The sequence below is a fragment of the Microbacterium sp. B35-30 genome, from assembly GCF_010634855.1.
Taxonomy (GTDB): domain Bacteria; phylum Actinomycetota; class Actinomycetes; order Actinomycetales; family Microbacteriaceae; genus Microbacterium.
The window spans coordinates 46,486-60,392 of the sequence record NZ_MWLQ01000028.1; the positions used below are offsets into that span (position 1 = coordinate 46,486).

General features: G+C 70.6%; 12 protein-coding genes. 9 read left to right on the plus strand and 3 right to left on the minus strand.

What is annotated here, in order from left to right; all coding sequences use genetic code 11:
• The first annotated feature begins 3 nt into the window (after positions 1-3).
• The 5 genes from B2K11_RS15835 to B2K11_RS15855 all read left to right on the plus strand — a co-directional run bounded on the left by B2K11_RS15835 (position 4) and on the right by B2K11_RS15855 (position 6,349).
• Positions 4-918, plus strand: coding sequence for an ABC transporter ATP-binding protein (locus tag B2K11_RS15835; protein ID WP_163619620.1), 915 nt, complete (start codon positions 4-6; stop codon positions 916-918).
• The gene (locus B2K11_RS15840; RefSeq protein WP_163619623.1) at positions 915-1,739 is read left to right on the plus strand and encodes an ATP-binding cassette domain-containing protein; all 825 of its coding nucleotides are present in this window, start codon (positions 915-917) and stop codon (positions 1,737-1,739) included. Before B2K11_RS15835 ends, B2K11_RS15840 begins: the two co-directional genes overlap by 4 nt.
• Positions 1,736-2,716 carry an ABC transporter permease gene (locus B2K11_RS15845; RefSeq protein WP_163619625.1) on the plus strand — a complete coding sequence of 327 codons (981 nt, stop codon included), beginning with the start codon at positions 1,736-1,738 and terminating at the stop codon, positions 2,714-2,716. The genes B2K11_RS15840 and B2K11_RS15845 overlap by 4 nt, the downstream gene beginning before the upstream one ends.
• A 121-nt stretch (positions 2,717-2,837) precedes the next feature.
• Entirely contained in the window at positions 2,838-3,887 is a 1,050-nt protein-coding gene (locus B2K11_RS15850; protein ID WP_239526135.1) for an ABC transporter permease, read from the plus strand.
• The gene (locus B2K11_RS15855; RefSeq protein ID WP_239526125.1) at positions 3,884-6,349 is read left to right on the plus strand and encodes a glycoside hydrolase family 3 N-terminal domain-containing protein; all 2,466 of its coding nucleotides are present in this window, start codon (positions 3,884-3,886) and stop codon (positions 6,347-6,349) included. The genes B2K11_RS15850 and B2K11_RS15855 overlap by 4 nt, the downstream gene beginning before the upstream one ends.
• Positions 6,350-6,432: 83 nt before the next feature.
• Here B2K11_RS15855 and B2K11_RS20835 read toward each other — a convergent pair whose 3' ends face one another.
• Both B2K11_RS20835 and B2K11_RS15865 read right to left on the minus strand, forming a co-directional pair.
• A complete protein-coding gene (locus B2K11_RS20835; protein ID WP_163619628.1) occupies positions 6,433-7,401 on the minus strand; it encodes a DUF3027 domain-containing protein in 969 nt (322 codons plus the stop codon).
• Entirely contained in the window at positions 7,385-7,768 is a 384-nt protein-coding gene (locus B2K11_RS15865; RefSeq protein ID WP_163619629.1) for a cold shock domain-containing protein, read from the minus strand. The genes B2K11_RS20835 and B2K11_RS15865 overlap by 17 nt, the downstream gene beginning before the upstream one ends.
• 147 nt (positions 7,769-7,915) lie before the next feature.
• On the opposite strand from B2K11_RS15865, the gene B2K11_RS15870 reads away from it, so the two are divergent.
• The 3 genes from B2K11_RS15870 (at position 7,916) to B2K11_RS15880 (ending at position 11,786) form a co-directional block, all read left to right on the plus strand.
• Positions 7,916-8,179, plus strand: coding sequence for a multidrug ABC transporter ATPase (locus B2K11_RS15870; protein WP_163619631.1), 264 nt, complete (start codon positions 7,916-7,918; stop codon positions 8,177-8,179).
• Between the two features lie 5 nt (positions 8,180-8,184).
• A complete protein-coding gene (locus B2K11_RS15875; RefSeq protein WP_163619633.1) occupies positions 8,185-9,930 on the plus strand; it encodes a helicase-associated domain-containing protein in 1,746 nt (581 codons plus the stop codon).
• A 215-nt stretch (positions 9,931-10,145) separates the two neighbouring features.
• A complete protein-coding gene (locus tag B2K11_RS15880; protein WP_163619635.1) occupies positions 10,146-11,786 on the plus strand; it encodes a DNA repair helicase XPB in 1,641 nt (546 codons plus the stop codon).
• Between the two features lie 59 nt (positions 11,787-11,845).
• Here the strand turns inward: B2K11_RS15880 and B2K11_RS15885 are convergent, their stop codons facing one another.
• Entirely contained in the window at positions 11,846-13,633 is a 1,788-nt protein-coding gene (locus tag B2K11_RS15885; RefSeq protein WP_163619637.1) for a bifunctional metallophosphatase/5'-nucleotidase, read from the minus strand.
• 113 nt (positions 13,634-13,746) lie between these two features.
• On the opposite strand from B2K11_RS15885, the gene B2K11_RS15890 reads away from it, so the two are divergent.
• The gene (locus tag B2K11_RS15890; protein ID WP_204260157.1) at positions 13,747-13,905 is read left to right on the plus strand and encodes a hypothetical protein; all 159 of its coding nucleotides are present in this window, start codon (positions 13,747-13,749) and stop codon (positions 13,903-13,905) included.
• Positions 13,906-13,907 lie beyond the last annotated feature (2 nt).

Below are 13,907 nucleotides of genomic sequence, written 5' to 3' on the forward strand. Positions count from 1 at the left end.
GATATGACCGAAGACGTTCTGCTGACGATCTCCGACTTCAGCGTCACCTACGACGTCGACCCGCCTGTCGAGGCGGTGCGCGACGTGTCGCTGGAACTGAAGCGCGGCGAGATCCTGGGCCTGGCCGGCGAATCCGGCTCGGGCAAGACCACCCTGGCCTACGGCATCCAGCGCCTCCTGAAGCCCCCGGCCGTCATCACCGGCGGCAGCGCGGTGTTCCACGATGCCACCGGGGAGGTGATCGACATCGGCGCGCTGAGCGACGACGAGATGCGCCGGTTCCGCTGGGACAAGGCCTCGATGGTGTTCCAGGGCGCGATGAACGCCCTGAACCCCGTCATCAACATCGGCCGCCAGCTCGGCGACGTGTTCACGACGCACCGCCCCGAGTTGTCACGCAGCGAGCGCACCCGCGCGTGCGGCGACCTGCTCGACCTCGTCGGCGTCGGCCGCGACCGTCTCAGGTCGTTCCCGCACGAGCTGTCGGGCGGCATGCGCCAGCGCGTCATGATCGCGATGGCGCTCGCCCTCCACCCCCAGCTGATGATCATGGACGAGCCGACGACCGCGCTCGACGTGCTGGTGCAGCGCGAGATCCTCGCCCAGATCTCGGAGCTGCGCCGCGAGTTCGGCTTCTCGGTCGTCTTCATCACCCACGACCTCCCGCTGCTCCTGGAGATCTCCGACCGCATCGCCGTGATGCGCGAGGGCCGCATCGTCGAGCTGGACACCGCCGAGAACATCTACCGGAACCCGCAGCACGAGTACACGCGGCGGCTGCTGTCGTCGTTCCCGAGCCTCACCGGCGACCGCGGGGACTTCGTGCGCGGCACCGACGCGGGGCGCAGCGAGCGGGAGGCCGCGACCTCGGCCGCAGGGACCGCAGGAGCCGACACCGCCATGGAGGTGACCGCATGACGACCCTCGAATTCCGCCACGTGACCAAGCGCTACCGCGTGCGCGGCGCGGGCAAGATGCTGGCGCTCGACGACGTGAGCTTCACGCTCACGAGCGGACGCACGATCGCCCTCGTCGGCCAGTCGGGCAGCGGCAAGTCGACGATCGCGAAGATCATCACGCAGCTCGAGCGCCAGACCTCGGGCGACGTGCTCCTCGACGACTCCCCCATCCCCCGCAGCGGCCGCGGCCTGCGCCGCTACCGGCAGCAGGTGCGTATGGTGTTCCAGGACCCGTTCGCCTCGCTGAACCCGTACCACACCATCCGGCACCACATCGAGCGCCCGCTGCGCCTCGACAGGGTCGTCCCACCCGACGAGGTCGAGCACGAGGTGCGCCGGCTTCTCGAACGCGTGCGACTGGATGCCGACAGCACCATCGACCGGCGGCCGCACGAGCTGTCGGGCGGCCAGCGTCAGCGGGTCGCCATCGCGCGCGCCCTCGCGTCGCGGCCGAGCCTGCTCATCGCCGACGAGCCGGTCTCGATGCTCGACGTCTCGATCCGCCTGGGCGTGCTGAACCTGCTCGCCGACCTGCAGCGCGAGTCGAACCTCGGCGTGCTCTACATCACGCACGACCTGGCGACCGCCCGCCACTTCAGCGACGAGATCATGGTGCTCAACCGCGGCAAGGTCGTCGAGCGCGGCCCCGCCGACGAGGTCATCCTCAACCCGCAGGACGACTACACCCGCGCACTGCGCAACGCCTCACCCGACCCCGACCGCCACTTCGCGCGCCCCGCCACCCCCGACACCCCCGACACCGAAGGAGTCCCCGCATGAGGTTCGCGCTGCGGAAGACCCTCTTCTACCTGTTCACGGCATGGGCCGCAATCACGATCAACTTCCTCATCCCGCGCATGATGAAGGGCGATCCGGTCTCGGCCTATCTGGCGAAGAACCAGGGCAAGATCAGCCCCGAGGCGGCCTCCGCCCTGCGCACCCTCTTCGGCCTCGACACCGAGAAGAGCCTCTGGGAGCAGTACATCGACTACTGGCAGCTGCTGTTCTCCGGTGACCTCGGCCGCTCGTTCTCGCACGGCCTCGCCCCCGTGACCGACGTGATCGGCACGGCGCTGCCGTGGACCGTCGGGCTCGTCGGCATCGCCACGATCGTGTCGTTCATCCTGGGCACGGCCGTCGGTGCGGTGATCGGCTGGCGACGCGGACGGGGATCGGATGCCGTCATCCCGGTCGCCACGTTCTTCTCCACGGTTCCCTACTTCTGGATGGGCCTGATCGCGATCGCGGTGTTCTCGTCGGCACTCGGCTGGTTCCCGGCATCCCACGCGTACGGGAAGGGAACGCGGCCCGGCTTGAATCCCGAGTTCATGGGAGAGGTGCTGTATCACGGCGCGCTCCCCGCGATCACGATCGTCATCGCGTCGCTGGGCGGCTGGATCCTCGGCATGCGCAACATGATGGTCACCGTCCTCGACGAGGACTACATCACCGTCGCCCAGGCGAAGGGCCTCTCGGACCGCCGCGTCGTCACGACCTACGCCGCCCGCAATGCGATGCTGCCGCAGCTGTCGAGCTTCGCACTCGCGCTCGGCTTCATCGTCGGCGGCACGCTCGTCATGGAGCTGGTGTTCTCATACCCCGGCATCGGCAAGCTGCTGCTCGATGCGACCAATGCCAAGGACTACCCGCTCATGCAGGGGGTCTTCCTCGTGATCACGCTCGCCGTGCTCGTGACCAACATCCTCGCCGACATCGCGTACGTCATCCTCGACCCGCGCGCCCGCCAGGAGGCCTGACATGACCGTTCCCACCACGACGGCACTGGATGCCGAGACCCCCGGCACGGCCGTCGCACCGGCGCCCCCGCAGACCCCTGCCACTCCGTCGACGCTCGCGCGCATCGGCTCGTCGTTCGCGATGTTCCGCAACCGCAAGTCGCTGACCGGGCTGGCGATCCTCGGGTTCTTCGTGCTGATCGCCGTGTTCGGCGACCTCATCGCGCCCTACGGTCCGCTCGACAAGGACTACACGGCGCTCAAGCAGCCGCCGTCGTGGCAGCACCTCCTCGGCACCAGCCACATGGGCGAGGACATCTTCAGCCAGATCATCTACGGCACGCGCGGTGTGCTCGTCGTCGGTCTGCTGTCGGGCGTGCTCGCCACGGCGATCGCGGTGGCGATCGGCGTGACAGCGGGCATCGTCACGGGCTGGAAGAGCGAGTCGCTGTCGGCGCTCACGAACGTCTTCCTGGTGCTGCCGGGCCTGCCGCTGATGATCATCATCGCGTCGCAGTTCGAAGACCCCAGCCTGCTGCTCATCGCCGCGGTGCTGGCGCTGACCGGATGGGCATGGGGTGCGCGCGTGCTGCGCGCGCAGACGATGTCGCTGCGCAACCGCGACTTCGTCCAGGCCGCGCGCGCCAACGGCGAGCCGCTCGGGCGCATCATCACGGTCGAGATGCTGCCGAACCTCATGGCGATCATCGCGTCGAGCTTCGTCGGCACGGTGACCGCGGCGGTGCTCGGGCTCACGACGCTCGCCTTCATCGGCGTCATCCCGATCACCAACCTCAACTGGGGCACGATCCTGTTCTGGGCGCAGCAGAACGGCGCGTTCCCGGACTACTGGTGGTGGTACGTCCCGGCCGGACTCTGCATCGCCCTGCTCGGCATGGCGCTGTCGCTCGTCAACTTCGGCATCGACGAGTACGTCAACCCGCGCCTGCGCTCGGCCGGCGAGCGCTCGAGGGCGCTGCGCAAGAAGGGGATGAAGGCGACCGCCGCCGTCACCGCGGTCCGGACGGGCCCGGAGACACCCGCACCGGGATCGGCGGCAGCATCCGTCGCAGCGACATCCCCGGCAGCGTCCGCGGCACCCGCAGAGACATCACCCGCGGCGCCTGCCCCCGCACCTCGCGAGGCGCTCGACGACGCGTCCTCCGCACCGGCTCGACAGGAGACCCCGTGACCGACGCCCCCCGCCCCCCGGAACGGCGCGACTCCCACGACGGGCACCGCCCGGCCTACCGCGACGCCGCGCTGCCGGTCGCCGACCGCATCGCCGACCTCCTCGGCCGCATGACGGTCGAGGAGAAGATCGGCCAGATGCTGCAGCTCGACGCGCGCGAGGATCTCGAAGACCAGGTGGTGCGCATGCACGCCGGCTCGATCCTGCATGCCTCGCCCGAGAAGGTGCTGCGCGCCCGTGAGCTGACGCTCGGGACCCGGCTGCAGATCCCGCTCCTCGTCGCCGAGGACTGCATCCACGGCCACTCCTTCTGGGACGGGGCGACGATCTACCCGACCCAACTGGGCCTGGCGGCATCGTGGGACGCCGGTCTCGCCGAGCGGGTCGCACGCGCCACCGCCGTCGAGGTCTCGGCCACCGGCATCCACTGGACGTTCTCGCCCGTGCTGTGCATCGCGCGGGACCTGCGCTGGGGCCGTGTCGACGAGACGTTCGGCGAGGACCCGTTCCTCATCGGAGAGCTCGCGTCGGCGATGGTGCGCGGCTACCAGGGCGGCGGGCTCGACGACCCCACCGCGATCCTCGCGACGGCGAAGCACTTCGCCGGCTACTCCGAGACGCAGGGCGGCCGCGACGCGAGCGAGGCCGACATCTCGCAGCGCAAGCTGCGCTCCTGGTTCCTGCCGCCGTTCGAGAGGGTGGCGAAAGAAGGATGCCGCACCTTCATGCTCGGCTACCAGAGCATCGACGGCGTGCCGATCACGGTCAATGACTGGCTGCTGAACGACGTGCTGCGTGGCGAGTGGGGTTACACCGGCACCCTCATCACCGACTGGGACAACGTCGGCCGCATGGTGTGGGAGCAGAAGGTGCAGCCCGACTACGCCCACGCCGCCGCTGCGGCGATGCTCGCCGGCAACGACATGATCATGACGACGCCCGGGTTCTTCCAGGGCGCGCTCGACGCGCTCGCGCGGGGGCTCGTGACCGAGGAGGCCCTCGACCGGGCGGTGACGCGCATCCTGCTGCTCAAGTTCGAGTTCGGCCTCTTCGAAGACCCGCGACTCCCCGATCGCGAGCGCATCGCCGCGGTCGTCGGCTCACCCGAGCACACGGCGCTCAACCTTGAAGCCGCACGTCGGTCCCTCGTGCTGCTGCGCAACGACGGCACGCTGCCCCTCGGCGGCGGTCTCACCGCCGATGCGGCAGGACGGACGGATGCCGCAGCTGGGCCCACGCGCCCGGAGGCAGCCGCGGACGCGCCGGCGTTGACGGGAGGGGGCGCGGGGACCGGATCCCGCCGCATCGCCGTCGTCGGGCCCCTCGCCGACGACGCGCAGACGCAGCTCGGCGACTGGGCCGGATCGTCGGGCCAGGTGGACTGGATCCCCGACGGGCACCCGCGCGAGATGATCACAACAGTGCTCGACGGGCTGCGCGCGCACGTCCCGGCGGACTGGGAGATCACCCACGCCCGGGGCGCAGACATCCTCGCCCTCGAGGAGGACCCCGCGGGCGCGTTCTTCCCGGACGGACAGCCGCGGCCGCAGGTCGTCGTTCCGAGCAGCGCCGACGCGGCGCTCATCGCGGAGGCGGTGGCGGCGGCCGAGGCCGCCGACTACGTGGTCGCCGTGGTCGGCGATCGCATCGAGCTGGTCGGCGAGGGACGTTCGACGGCGACACTCGAGCTCATCGGCGGGCAGGTCGCGCTGCTCGAGGCGCTGGCGGCGACCGGCACACCGCTGGTGGTGGTGCTGCTCGCCTCGAAGCCGCATGTGCTGCCGCAGGCGGTCACGGATGCCGCAGCACTGGTGTGGACCGCCAACCCCGGCATGCGCGGCGGCCAGGCCGTCGCCGAACTGCTGCTCGGACTCATCGAGCCGAGCGGCCGCCTGCCGATCTCGTTCGCGCGCCACGCCGGACAGCTGCCGATCTACTACAACCAGATCCGCGGCCAGCACGGCGACCGCTACGCCGACCTCACGCAGAGCCCGGCGTTCGCGTTCGGCGAGGGCCTGTCGTACACGACCGTCGAGTACGCCGACCTCCGGGTGATCGATCCGGAACCGAGCCGCGACGGCACCGTGCGTGCGCTCGTCGAGCTTCGCAACACCGGTGACCGCCCTGCGCACGAGGTCGTGCAGGTGTACGTGCGCGACAGCGTGGCCACGGTCAGCTGGGCCGACAAGGAGCTCAAGGCGTACCGCCATGTCGATCTGCAGCCCGGCGAGACCGCAACGGTCGAGCTGTCGCTGCCGGTCGCCGATTGCACGATCGTGGATGCCGCGGGCCGGCGCATCGTCGAGGCCGGCGAGTTCGAGCTGCTGGTCGGCCCGTCATCCCGCGACGATGTGCTCCTCAGCGCGCGCTTCCGAGTGGCGGACGCGGCCGCGAGCTCGACGTCTCCGGGCGACGGGAGCGCCGCGGCCGCCTCGGACCATCAGGCCGTCGAGCGCCGCTGACGGAATCGCGAAAGGGTAGATCTCCGCCGTCGTGCGTGCGGCGGAGATCTACCCTTTCGCGGGTCCTGCGGTGAGGCCTGGGCTCAGTCGCGATCGTCCTTGGGGTCGTCGTCCTCGTCGGAGTCGTCGTCGTACTCGTCCGAGTCGTCCTCGTCTTCGTCGAAGTTCTCGTCGAAGTCGTCCTCGTCGTCGTCAGCGCCGGCCTCGGCCAGCTCGTCGATGTCGACACCGTCGACGTCGCCGGCGTGGAGGATGGGCGACCCGTCGTCGTCGAAGTCCGACGCATCGAGGTCTTCGACGTCGTCGAGGTCCTCGTCGTCATCCGCGTCCTCGTCGAGGTCCTCGTCATCCTCGTCGTGGGCCGCCTCGGCCAGCGCCGCCTGCGCCGCGTGGTAGTCGGCGAGCCGTACGGCCCACGGCACCCAGTCCGGTGCGAGCAGCGCGCCGTCGCCGGGGAGCAGCTCGACCTCCAGCACTGTCGGCTCGGCATCCTCGACGCGCGCGATGCTCACCGTCCAGAACCATCCGGGGTAGCCCGGGAGGCGGTTGGCGAACCGCAGCGAGACCACACCGCCGGCTTCCACGCGGTAGTCCGCGGGCGCGCCGACCGTCGCCTCCGGCGTGATCTCGCGCAGCGCCGATAGGGCGAGGTCGTGAGCGGCCAGCAGCTGCGGGTCGGGGTCAGGGGCGGGCTCGGGCTCCGGCTCCGGGTCGGCTGCGAGGTCCTCGGCCGTGAGCTCGGGCGCCAGCTCGGGCTCGGGATCGGGCTCCGGCTCCGGGTCGGCTGCGAGGTCCTCGGCCGTGAGCTCGGGCGCCAGCTCGGGCTCGGGATCGGGCGCCACCTCGTCGACCGCGGGCTCGGGCGTGACCTCCTCCACCGCGGGCTCGGGCGTGACCTCCTCGACCGCGGGCTCGGGCTCTGCGACCGAGGCCTCGTCGGTGATGGCGGCCGCGGCATCCTTCACCGTCGACTCCTCCGAAAGCGCGCCGGAGTCGCCGTCCACCTCGGTGACGACGTCGGCAGGATCGGCGGGATCAGGCGTCGAGCTCATCAGCCACCTTGCGCAGCACGGCGGCGACCTTCTTGCCGTGCGCGCCGCTCGGGTACCGGCCGTGGCGCAGATCGCCGCCGATGCCGTCGAGCAGCTTCACGAGGTCCTCGATGATGATCGCCATGTCGTCGGCGGGCTTGCGGGAGCGCTTCGCGAGACTCACCGGCGCGTCGAGCACACGCACCGACAGTGCCTGCGGGCCGCGCTTGCCGTCGGCGATGCCGTACTCGAGCCGCGTGCCCGCCTTGGGCGCGGGCGTGCCGGGGGGCAGGGCCGTGGCGTGCAGGAAGACGTCCTGGCCGTCTTCGGAGGTGATGAAGCCGAACCCCTTCTCCTCGTCGTAGAACCTGACCTTGCCGGTGGGCATCGAAACCTCGCTGGATCGGTCGCCGCGCGAACATCGCGGCGAAACAGAGCATGACAAAAGCGGGGTCTTCCAACCCCGCCACCCAGCCTAACGGACCGGTGCACGATCGGCCCCGGCGCGCCGACGCCAGCGAGTAGGCTGGAACGGATGAGCACCAACCCCGCCGGCGACGTCCCCGTACGCCGCATCGACCGCATCCTGGCCTTCATGTCGCTGGGCCTTCTTGTGCTCTCGATCCTGAGCTTCTTCGCGATCATGATCGCGTCCGCCTCCGGCGCCGACATGCGCACGGGCGTCTGGCCGCTCGTGGGCGTGCTGGTGTACATCGCACCGCTCGTGGCGTTCGCACTGCTGCTGGCGGTCCTGATCATGAGCTTCGTGCGAAGGGCTCGCGCCAACCGAGGGGGCTGACGCGCGTGGTCTCCGACGCGCGCGCACTCGCGACGCGGCTCGCCGATCTCGGTGACGCTGCGCTCGCCCGAACGCTCGCGGCCCGGGGCGTCTCGCCTCAGAGCGGCTGGCACGACTTCTTCGACGCCGCCGAGGGACTGCTCGACCCGGCATCGATCGACCGTGCGCTGACGCACCTCGACCGGAGCGACCTCACTGCTCTCCACAGCACCACACCCGCCGACAGTGATCCCGGGAGGCGCGACGGCAGACCCACGCTGCTCGCGCTCGTCGACGAAGACGGCAACGCCTACACCCAGGTGGCTGAGCGTGTGGCGGCTGCCGCCACGGCAGCGCCGGACGCCTTCCGGCCCACCGGACCGCCCCCGGCTCCGCTTCCCGCCGAGGCGAAGGCCGCCGCGGCGGCCGCGGAACGCGCGTTCACGACGGCCGGCTCACTCGCCGACATCCTGCTGGCGTGTCTGCACACCCCCCTCGCCCGGACGGGCGCGGGTCCGGTCAGCGCGGTGGATCGGCGACGGCTGACGGATGCCGGGGCGCTCGAGTTCGCCGACGAGCTCGAGGATCTGCTCGGCTCCGCCGCCGACGCGGGGCTCGCGGTCGCGCACGAGCGGGAGTGGACGGTGACCGAGGCGGGTGAGCGATGGCTCGAGGCCCCGACGCCGCTGCGCTGGGAGACGATCGCGGAGGGCTTCCGCGCGGAGCTTCCCGACGGCCTGCGGACCCCGGCGAACGGATTCCTCGTCCCGGCCGCCTGGGCCGATGTCTACCCGCTCGACCCGGAGTGGCCCGCCCGCGCCGACCAGCTGCGCCGCATGGGCGTGCGCTGGGGACTGTTCGGGGCCGACGACTCCGCCGCCGAGTTCCCGTGGACCGCCGCGCTGCGCGCCGGCGAGCCCGCGGATGCCGCCACGATGGCCGCCTACCTCCCCGCCGAGATCGACCGCGTCTACCTGCAGGCCGATCTGACGGCGATCGCGCCCGGTCCGCTCGCACCCGCCCTCGACCTGCGTCTGCGCTCCATCGCTGTGCGCGAGTCCCGCGCCCAGGCCTCGACGTACCGGTTCACCGCGGCGTCGGTCGGCGCCGGAATGACCGAGGGCGAGACGGCGGCGTCGATGCGCGCCTTCCTCGCAGAACTATCGCTCACCGGCATCCCCCAGCCCCTGGACTATCTCATCGAGAGCACCGCCGCGCGGCATGGCCTGGTGCGCGTGAGCTCCGACGACGCCACCGGACGCACGCGGGTGGACAGCACGGATGCCGGCCTGCTCGAGGCGATCGCGATCGACCAGGCACTGCGCCCGCTGGGTCTGCTGGTGCTCGAAGGCGACCACGCGCTCTCGTCGCGGGTCGCCCGCGACGCGGTGTACTGGAGCCTCGCCGACGCGCGGTACCCGGTCGTCGCGCTCGACGCGACGGGCGCCCCCGAGTCGATCCACCGGCGCACCGCGGCCACGCCGTCGGTGCCCGCCGCCGCCCCGGAGGCCACTTACGCCCGCCTGATCCGCACGCTGCGCGGCGGCCACGGCACCCAGGGCGAGGCCGGCTGGCTCGAGCGCGAACTCGAGCAGGCGGTGCGCGCCCGCGCTGAGATCGTGGTGGTCGTGCGCATGCCCGACGGCGCGGAGCGCTCGTTCACGCTCGAGGCGGCAGGCCTCGGCGGCGGCCGCCTGCGCGGCCGCGACCGCGCGGCCGACATCGAGCGGACCCTGCCGGTGTCGAGCATCGTGAGCGTCGGCGCGGTCTGAAGCCGCGGCATCCACTACCCGCCGGCGCCCGACAGGCCGCCCGTCTTGGCTCGCGCCGCAGCCGCGAGACCGGGGAATCCTGCCGACACCGAGGACATGACACCGCGTCTCGACGCAGATCCCCTGTCTCGGTGAACCGTGGCTCGTCACGCGGGCTGCCGCAGGGTGCGTCAGGGGAACCCGGGACCGGGAAAGCGCCGGTAGACTGGCACGTTATGGCTGACGGCCCCCTCATCGTGCAGAGCGACCGCACGGTTCTTCTTGAAGTTGCACACCCCGATGCCGAGAGCGCGCGGCACGAACTCGCGATCTTCGCCGAGCTCGAGCGCGCTCCCGAGCACATCCACACCTACCGCATCACGCGGCTGGGTCTGTGGAACGCGCGCGCCGCCGGCCACGGCGCCGAGGACATGCTGGCGACGCTCGACCGGTGGTCGCGCTTCCCGGTGCCCCCGTCGGTGTCGATCGACATCTCCGAGACGGTGGGGCGCTACGGCCGCCTCGTCATCGAGCGCAACGACGACAGCGAGCTGGTGCTGCGATCGACGGATGCCGCGGTCCTGGCGGAGGTGTCGAAGAACAAGCGCATCCAGCCGCTGCTGATCGGCCGCCCCTCCCCCGACGCGTTCATCATCGACGCGTGGGCCCGAGGCCACATCAAGCAGGAGCTGCTGAAGATCGGCTGGCCGGCCGAGGACCTCGCCGGCTACACGCCGGGCACGCCGCACCCGATCGACCTCGCCGAGGACGGGTGGCACCTGCGGCCCTACCAGCGGCAGGCCGTCGACATCTTCACGCAGGGCGGGTCGGGCGTAGTCGTGCTGCCCTGTGGCGCCGGCAAGACCCTCGTGGGTGCCGCGGCGATGGCCGACACCAAGACCACGACGCTGATCCTCGTGACCAACACCGTGAGCGCCCGGCAATGGCGCGACGAGCTGCTGAAGCGCACGTCGCTGACAGCCGAGGAGATCGGCGAGTACTCCGGTCAGACCAAGGAGATCAAGCCGGTCACCATCGCGACGTACCAGATCCTCACCGCCAAGCGGAAAGGCCAGTACGCGCACCTCGCCCTCCTCGACGCGCTCGACTGGGGTCTCATCGTCTACGACGAGGTGCACCTCCTCCCGGCGCCGGTGTTCAAGCTCACCGCCGACCTGCAGGCGCGGCGACGACTCGGCCTCACCGCGACGCTCGTGCGCGAGGACGGCCGCGAGGGCGATGTGTTCAGCCTCATCGGCCCCAAGCGGTTCGACGCGCCCTGGAAGGAGATCGAGGCGCAGGGCTTCATCTCCCCTGCCGTCTGCTACGAGGTGCGGGTCGACCTGCCCGCCGGCGACCGTCTGGAGTACGCCGCGGCCGCGGACGACGAGCGATACCGCCTCGCGGCGACCGCACCCGCGAAGATCGGCGTCGTGCGCGACCTGGTGGCGCGCCACGAGGGAGAGCGCATCCTCATCATCGGCCAGTACCTCGACCAGATCGACGTGCTCGCCGAGGCGCTGAACGCCCCCAAGATCACCGGGCAGACCCCGATCGACGAGCGCGAGCAGCTGTACCAGGCGTTCCGCGTGGGCGAGATCTCGGTGCTCGTGGTGTCGAAAGTCGCGAACTTCTCGATCGATCTGCCCGAGGCATCCGTCGCCATCCAGGTGTCGGGGTCGTTCGGCTCGCGCCAGGAGGAGGCCCAGCGTCTCGGACGCCTGCTGCGCCCCAAGCAGTCGAACCACACCGCCAGCTTCTACACGCTGATCGCCCGCGACACCGTCGATCAGGACTTCGCGCAGAACCGGCAGCGGTTCCTCGCCGAGCAGGGCTACGCCTACACGATCCTCGACGCGCACTCTCTGGCGGCCTGAGCCACCGAGAACGAGAAGGCCCGGCGCTGCGCTGCAGCACCGGGCCTTCCCTCGTTTCGCTACTGCTTGATGATGCGGTCCAGCGGTGTCGGAGCGTACGGGCTGTTGGCCGTCAGGTACGCCGCGAACGCGTCGATGTCGAGCCCGCCGTAGTAGACGTTGTCGGCGTCCAGGAACGTCGGGAACCCGTCGCCGCCGCCCGCGAGGAAGTTGTTCGTCACGATGCGGTAGACAGTCGTGTCGACCAACGGCTGGCCGTTCAGCGTGACCGTGCCGAGCGTGGTGCCGGAGTACGTGTAGGCGAAGCCCTCACTCACCTGCAGGATCTTCGGCTGGGCGGCGTTCGCGCCGCTCCACTGCTGAACCAGCAGCTGCTTGATCTCGGCGCCGGTGAGGTCGAGCGAGACCAGGTAGTTGTTGAACGGCTGGACGTTGAACGCCTCCTCGTAGGTGACGTCACCCGGGGCCTCGCCCCACGCCGACGCACTATAGGTGAGATCGGTGCGGATGCCGCCGGGGTTCATCAGCGCGATCTGCGGCGCGGCGTACGGCCCGATGACACTCGGGTCGGCGAGCTGCGCATCGGCGATCAGGTCGCCCAGAGCCGACTCACCACCGGCGTTGGTCGCCCGTGTGATGTCCGAGGCGATCGAACCGATCACCTCGCTCGCGATCGGCGCGACCAGTTCCTTGTACTTGGCGATCAGATCGGTCTCGGCCGGGTCCTTGTCCACGTTGCGCGTCACGAGCATGTTCTCGCTCGTGACAGACGTGCGCACGATGTCCTGCGTGCGGCGGTCGTACGAGAGATTCGTCTCGGTGTACAGGCGCCCGAACGAGGAGGCGGACGTGACCATGCGGCTCTGACCCGCGGGGTCCGGGATGTTGCAGACGTACGGCGCGTGGGTGTGCCCCGACACGATCAGGTCGATCGCCGGATCGAGGTTCTGAGCGATGGGGATGATCGGGCTGTTCGCCGCGATCTCCGCCCCGTTGCCGCAGGCCGCGTTGTAGGCGGCGCTCGACGGAGGCGTGCCGCCCTGGTGGATCAGCACGACGATCGCGTTCACGCCTTGGGCCCGGAGCACCGGCACCAGGGCGTTCGCGGTCTCTACCTCGTCCTTGAAGTCCAGGCCGGCCACGCCCGCCGCCGTAACGATGTCGGGGGTCTCCTCGAGCGTCATGCCGATGAAGCCGATCTTGGCTCCTCGCACATTCTCGATGGAGTACGCGGGGAGGATCGTCTCGTTCGTCCCGTCGTAGACGACGTTCGCCGCGAGGAAGTCGAAATCGGCCCCGGCGAAGGAGCCGTCCGGGCACGAGTTCTGGTTGTTCGCGCCGTCGCCGTCGTCGAGGCAGCCGCCGTTCGCCATGCGCAGCAGCTCGACATAGCCCTCGTCGAACTCGTGGTTGCCGACGGCCGAGACGTCGAGGTGGAGCGCATTGAGCGCCTCGATCGACGGCTCGTCGTGGAAGGCGCCGGACAGCAGCGGCGAGGCCCCGATGAGGTCGCCTGCCGCGACAGTGAGGGAGGTCTTCTCGTGCCCCTCCCGCGCCTGTGCGAGGTGCGTCGCGAGGTATTCGACGCCGCCGACCCCGGGAGGGGTGAGCGTGTCGGTGGTCACGCCGCCGGGCAGGTTGAGCCGGCCACTGGAGCCTGCGGGCGGCTCGAGGTTGCCGTGGAAGTCGTTGAACGACAGCAGCTGGATCTCGATCTCCGGTCCGTTCGGAGTCTTCTTGTCGCCGGGCGCCGCGGTGGCGGCGCCTGGGCCGGCCAGCGCGAGCACGACCGCGGTCGCGGCGATGACCGCTCCTCCGGTCAGCCGTGAGATGGATGTCGAGCGCATGTGCACAGGGCCCTCCCCTTCGTGGCGGACGCCTCAGCCCGCCGCATTCACGCGTCCTCGTGGGCGCGATCAGGATGAACCTAATACAGCGCGCGCGGACGCGACAGGGGGAAATGGATGCCGGGCGCGGCCGCGTGCGCGATCGGGTGACATCGTCGGGCGGCACGATCCGCCACGACATCTACAGCTTCCCCGGGGCATGTCGCTTCCACTTCGTCGATCCGGCGGGGAACGAGCTGGCGGTGTGGTCGCACGACCCCGACCGACGGTGACG

Excerpts from the sequence above, each read along its gene's own strand:
- B2K11_RS15890 (WP_204260157.1), top strand. The coding sequence starts at position 13,747 with ATGGATGCCGGGCGCGGCCGCGTGCGCGATCGGGTGACATCGTCGGGC.
- B2K11_RS15865 (WP_163619629.1), bottom strand. The coding sequence starts at position 7,768 with ATGCCCACCGGCAAGGTCAGGTTCTACGACGAGGAGAAGGGGTTCGGC.
- B2K11_RS15870 (WP_163619631.1), top strand. The coding sequence starts at position 7,916 with ATGAGCACCAACCCCGCCGGCGACGTCCCCGTACGCCGCATCGACCGC.
- B2K11_RS15885 (WP_163619637.1), bottom strand. The coding sequence starts at position 13,633 with ATGCGCTCGACATCCATCTCACGGCTGACCGGAGGAGCGGTCATCGCC.
- B2K11_RS15835 (WP_163619620.1), top strand. The coding sequence starts at position 4 with ATGACCGAAGACGTTCTGCTGACGATCTCCGACTTCAGCGTCACCTAC.
- B2K11_RS15850 (WP_239526135.1), top strand. The coding sequence starts at position 2,838 with ATGTTCCGCAACCGCAAGTCGCTGACCGGGCTGGCGATCCTCGGGTTC.
- B2K11_RS15845 (WP_163619625.1), top strand. The coding sequence starts at position 1,736 with ATGAGGTTCGCGCTGCGGAAGACCCTCTTCTACCTGTTCACGGCATGG.
- B2K11_RS15880 (WP_163619635.1), top strand. The coding sequence starts at position 10,146 with ATGGCTGACGGCCCCCTCATCGTGCAGAGCGACCGCACGGTTCTTCTT.
- B2K11_RS15840 (WP_163619623.1), top strand. The coding sequence starts at position 915 with ATGACGACCCTCGAATTCCGCCACGTGACCAAGCGCTACCGCGTGCGC.
- B2K11_RS20835 (WP_163619628.1), bottom strand. The coding sequence starts at position 7,401 with ATGAGCTCGACGCCTGATCCCGCCGATCCTGCCGACGTCGTCACCGAG.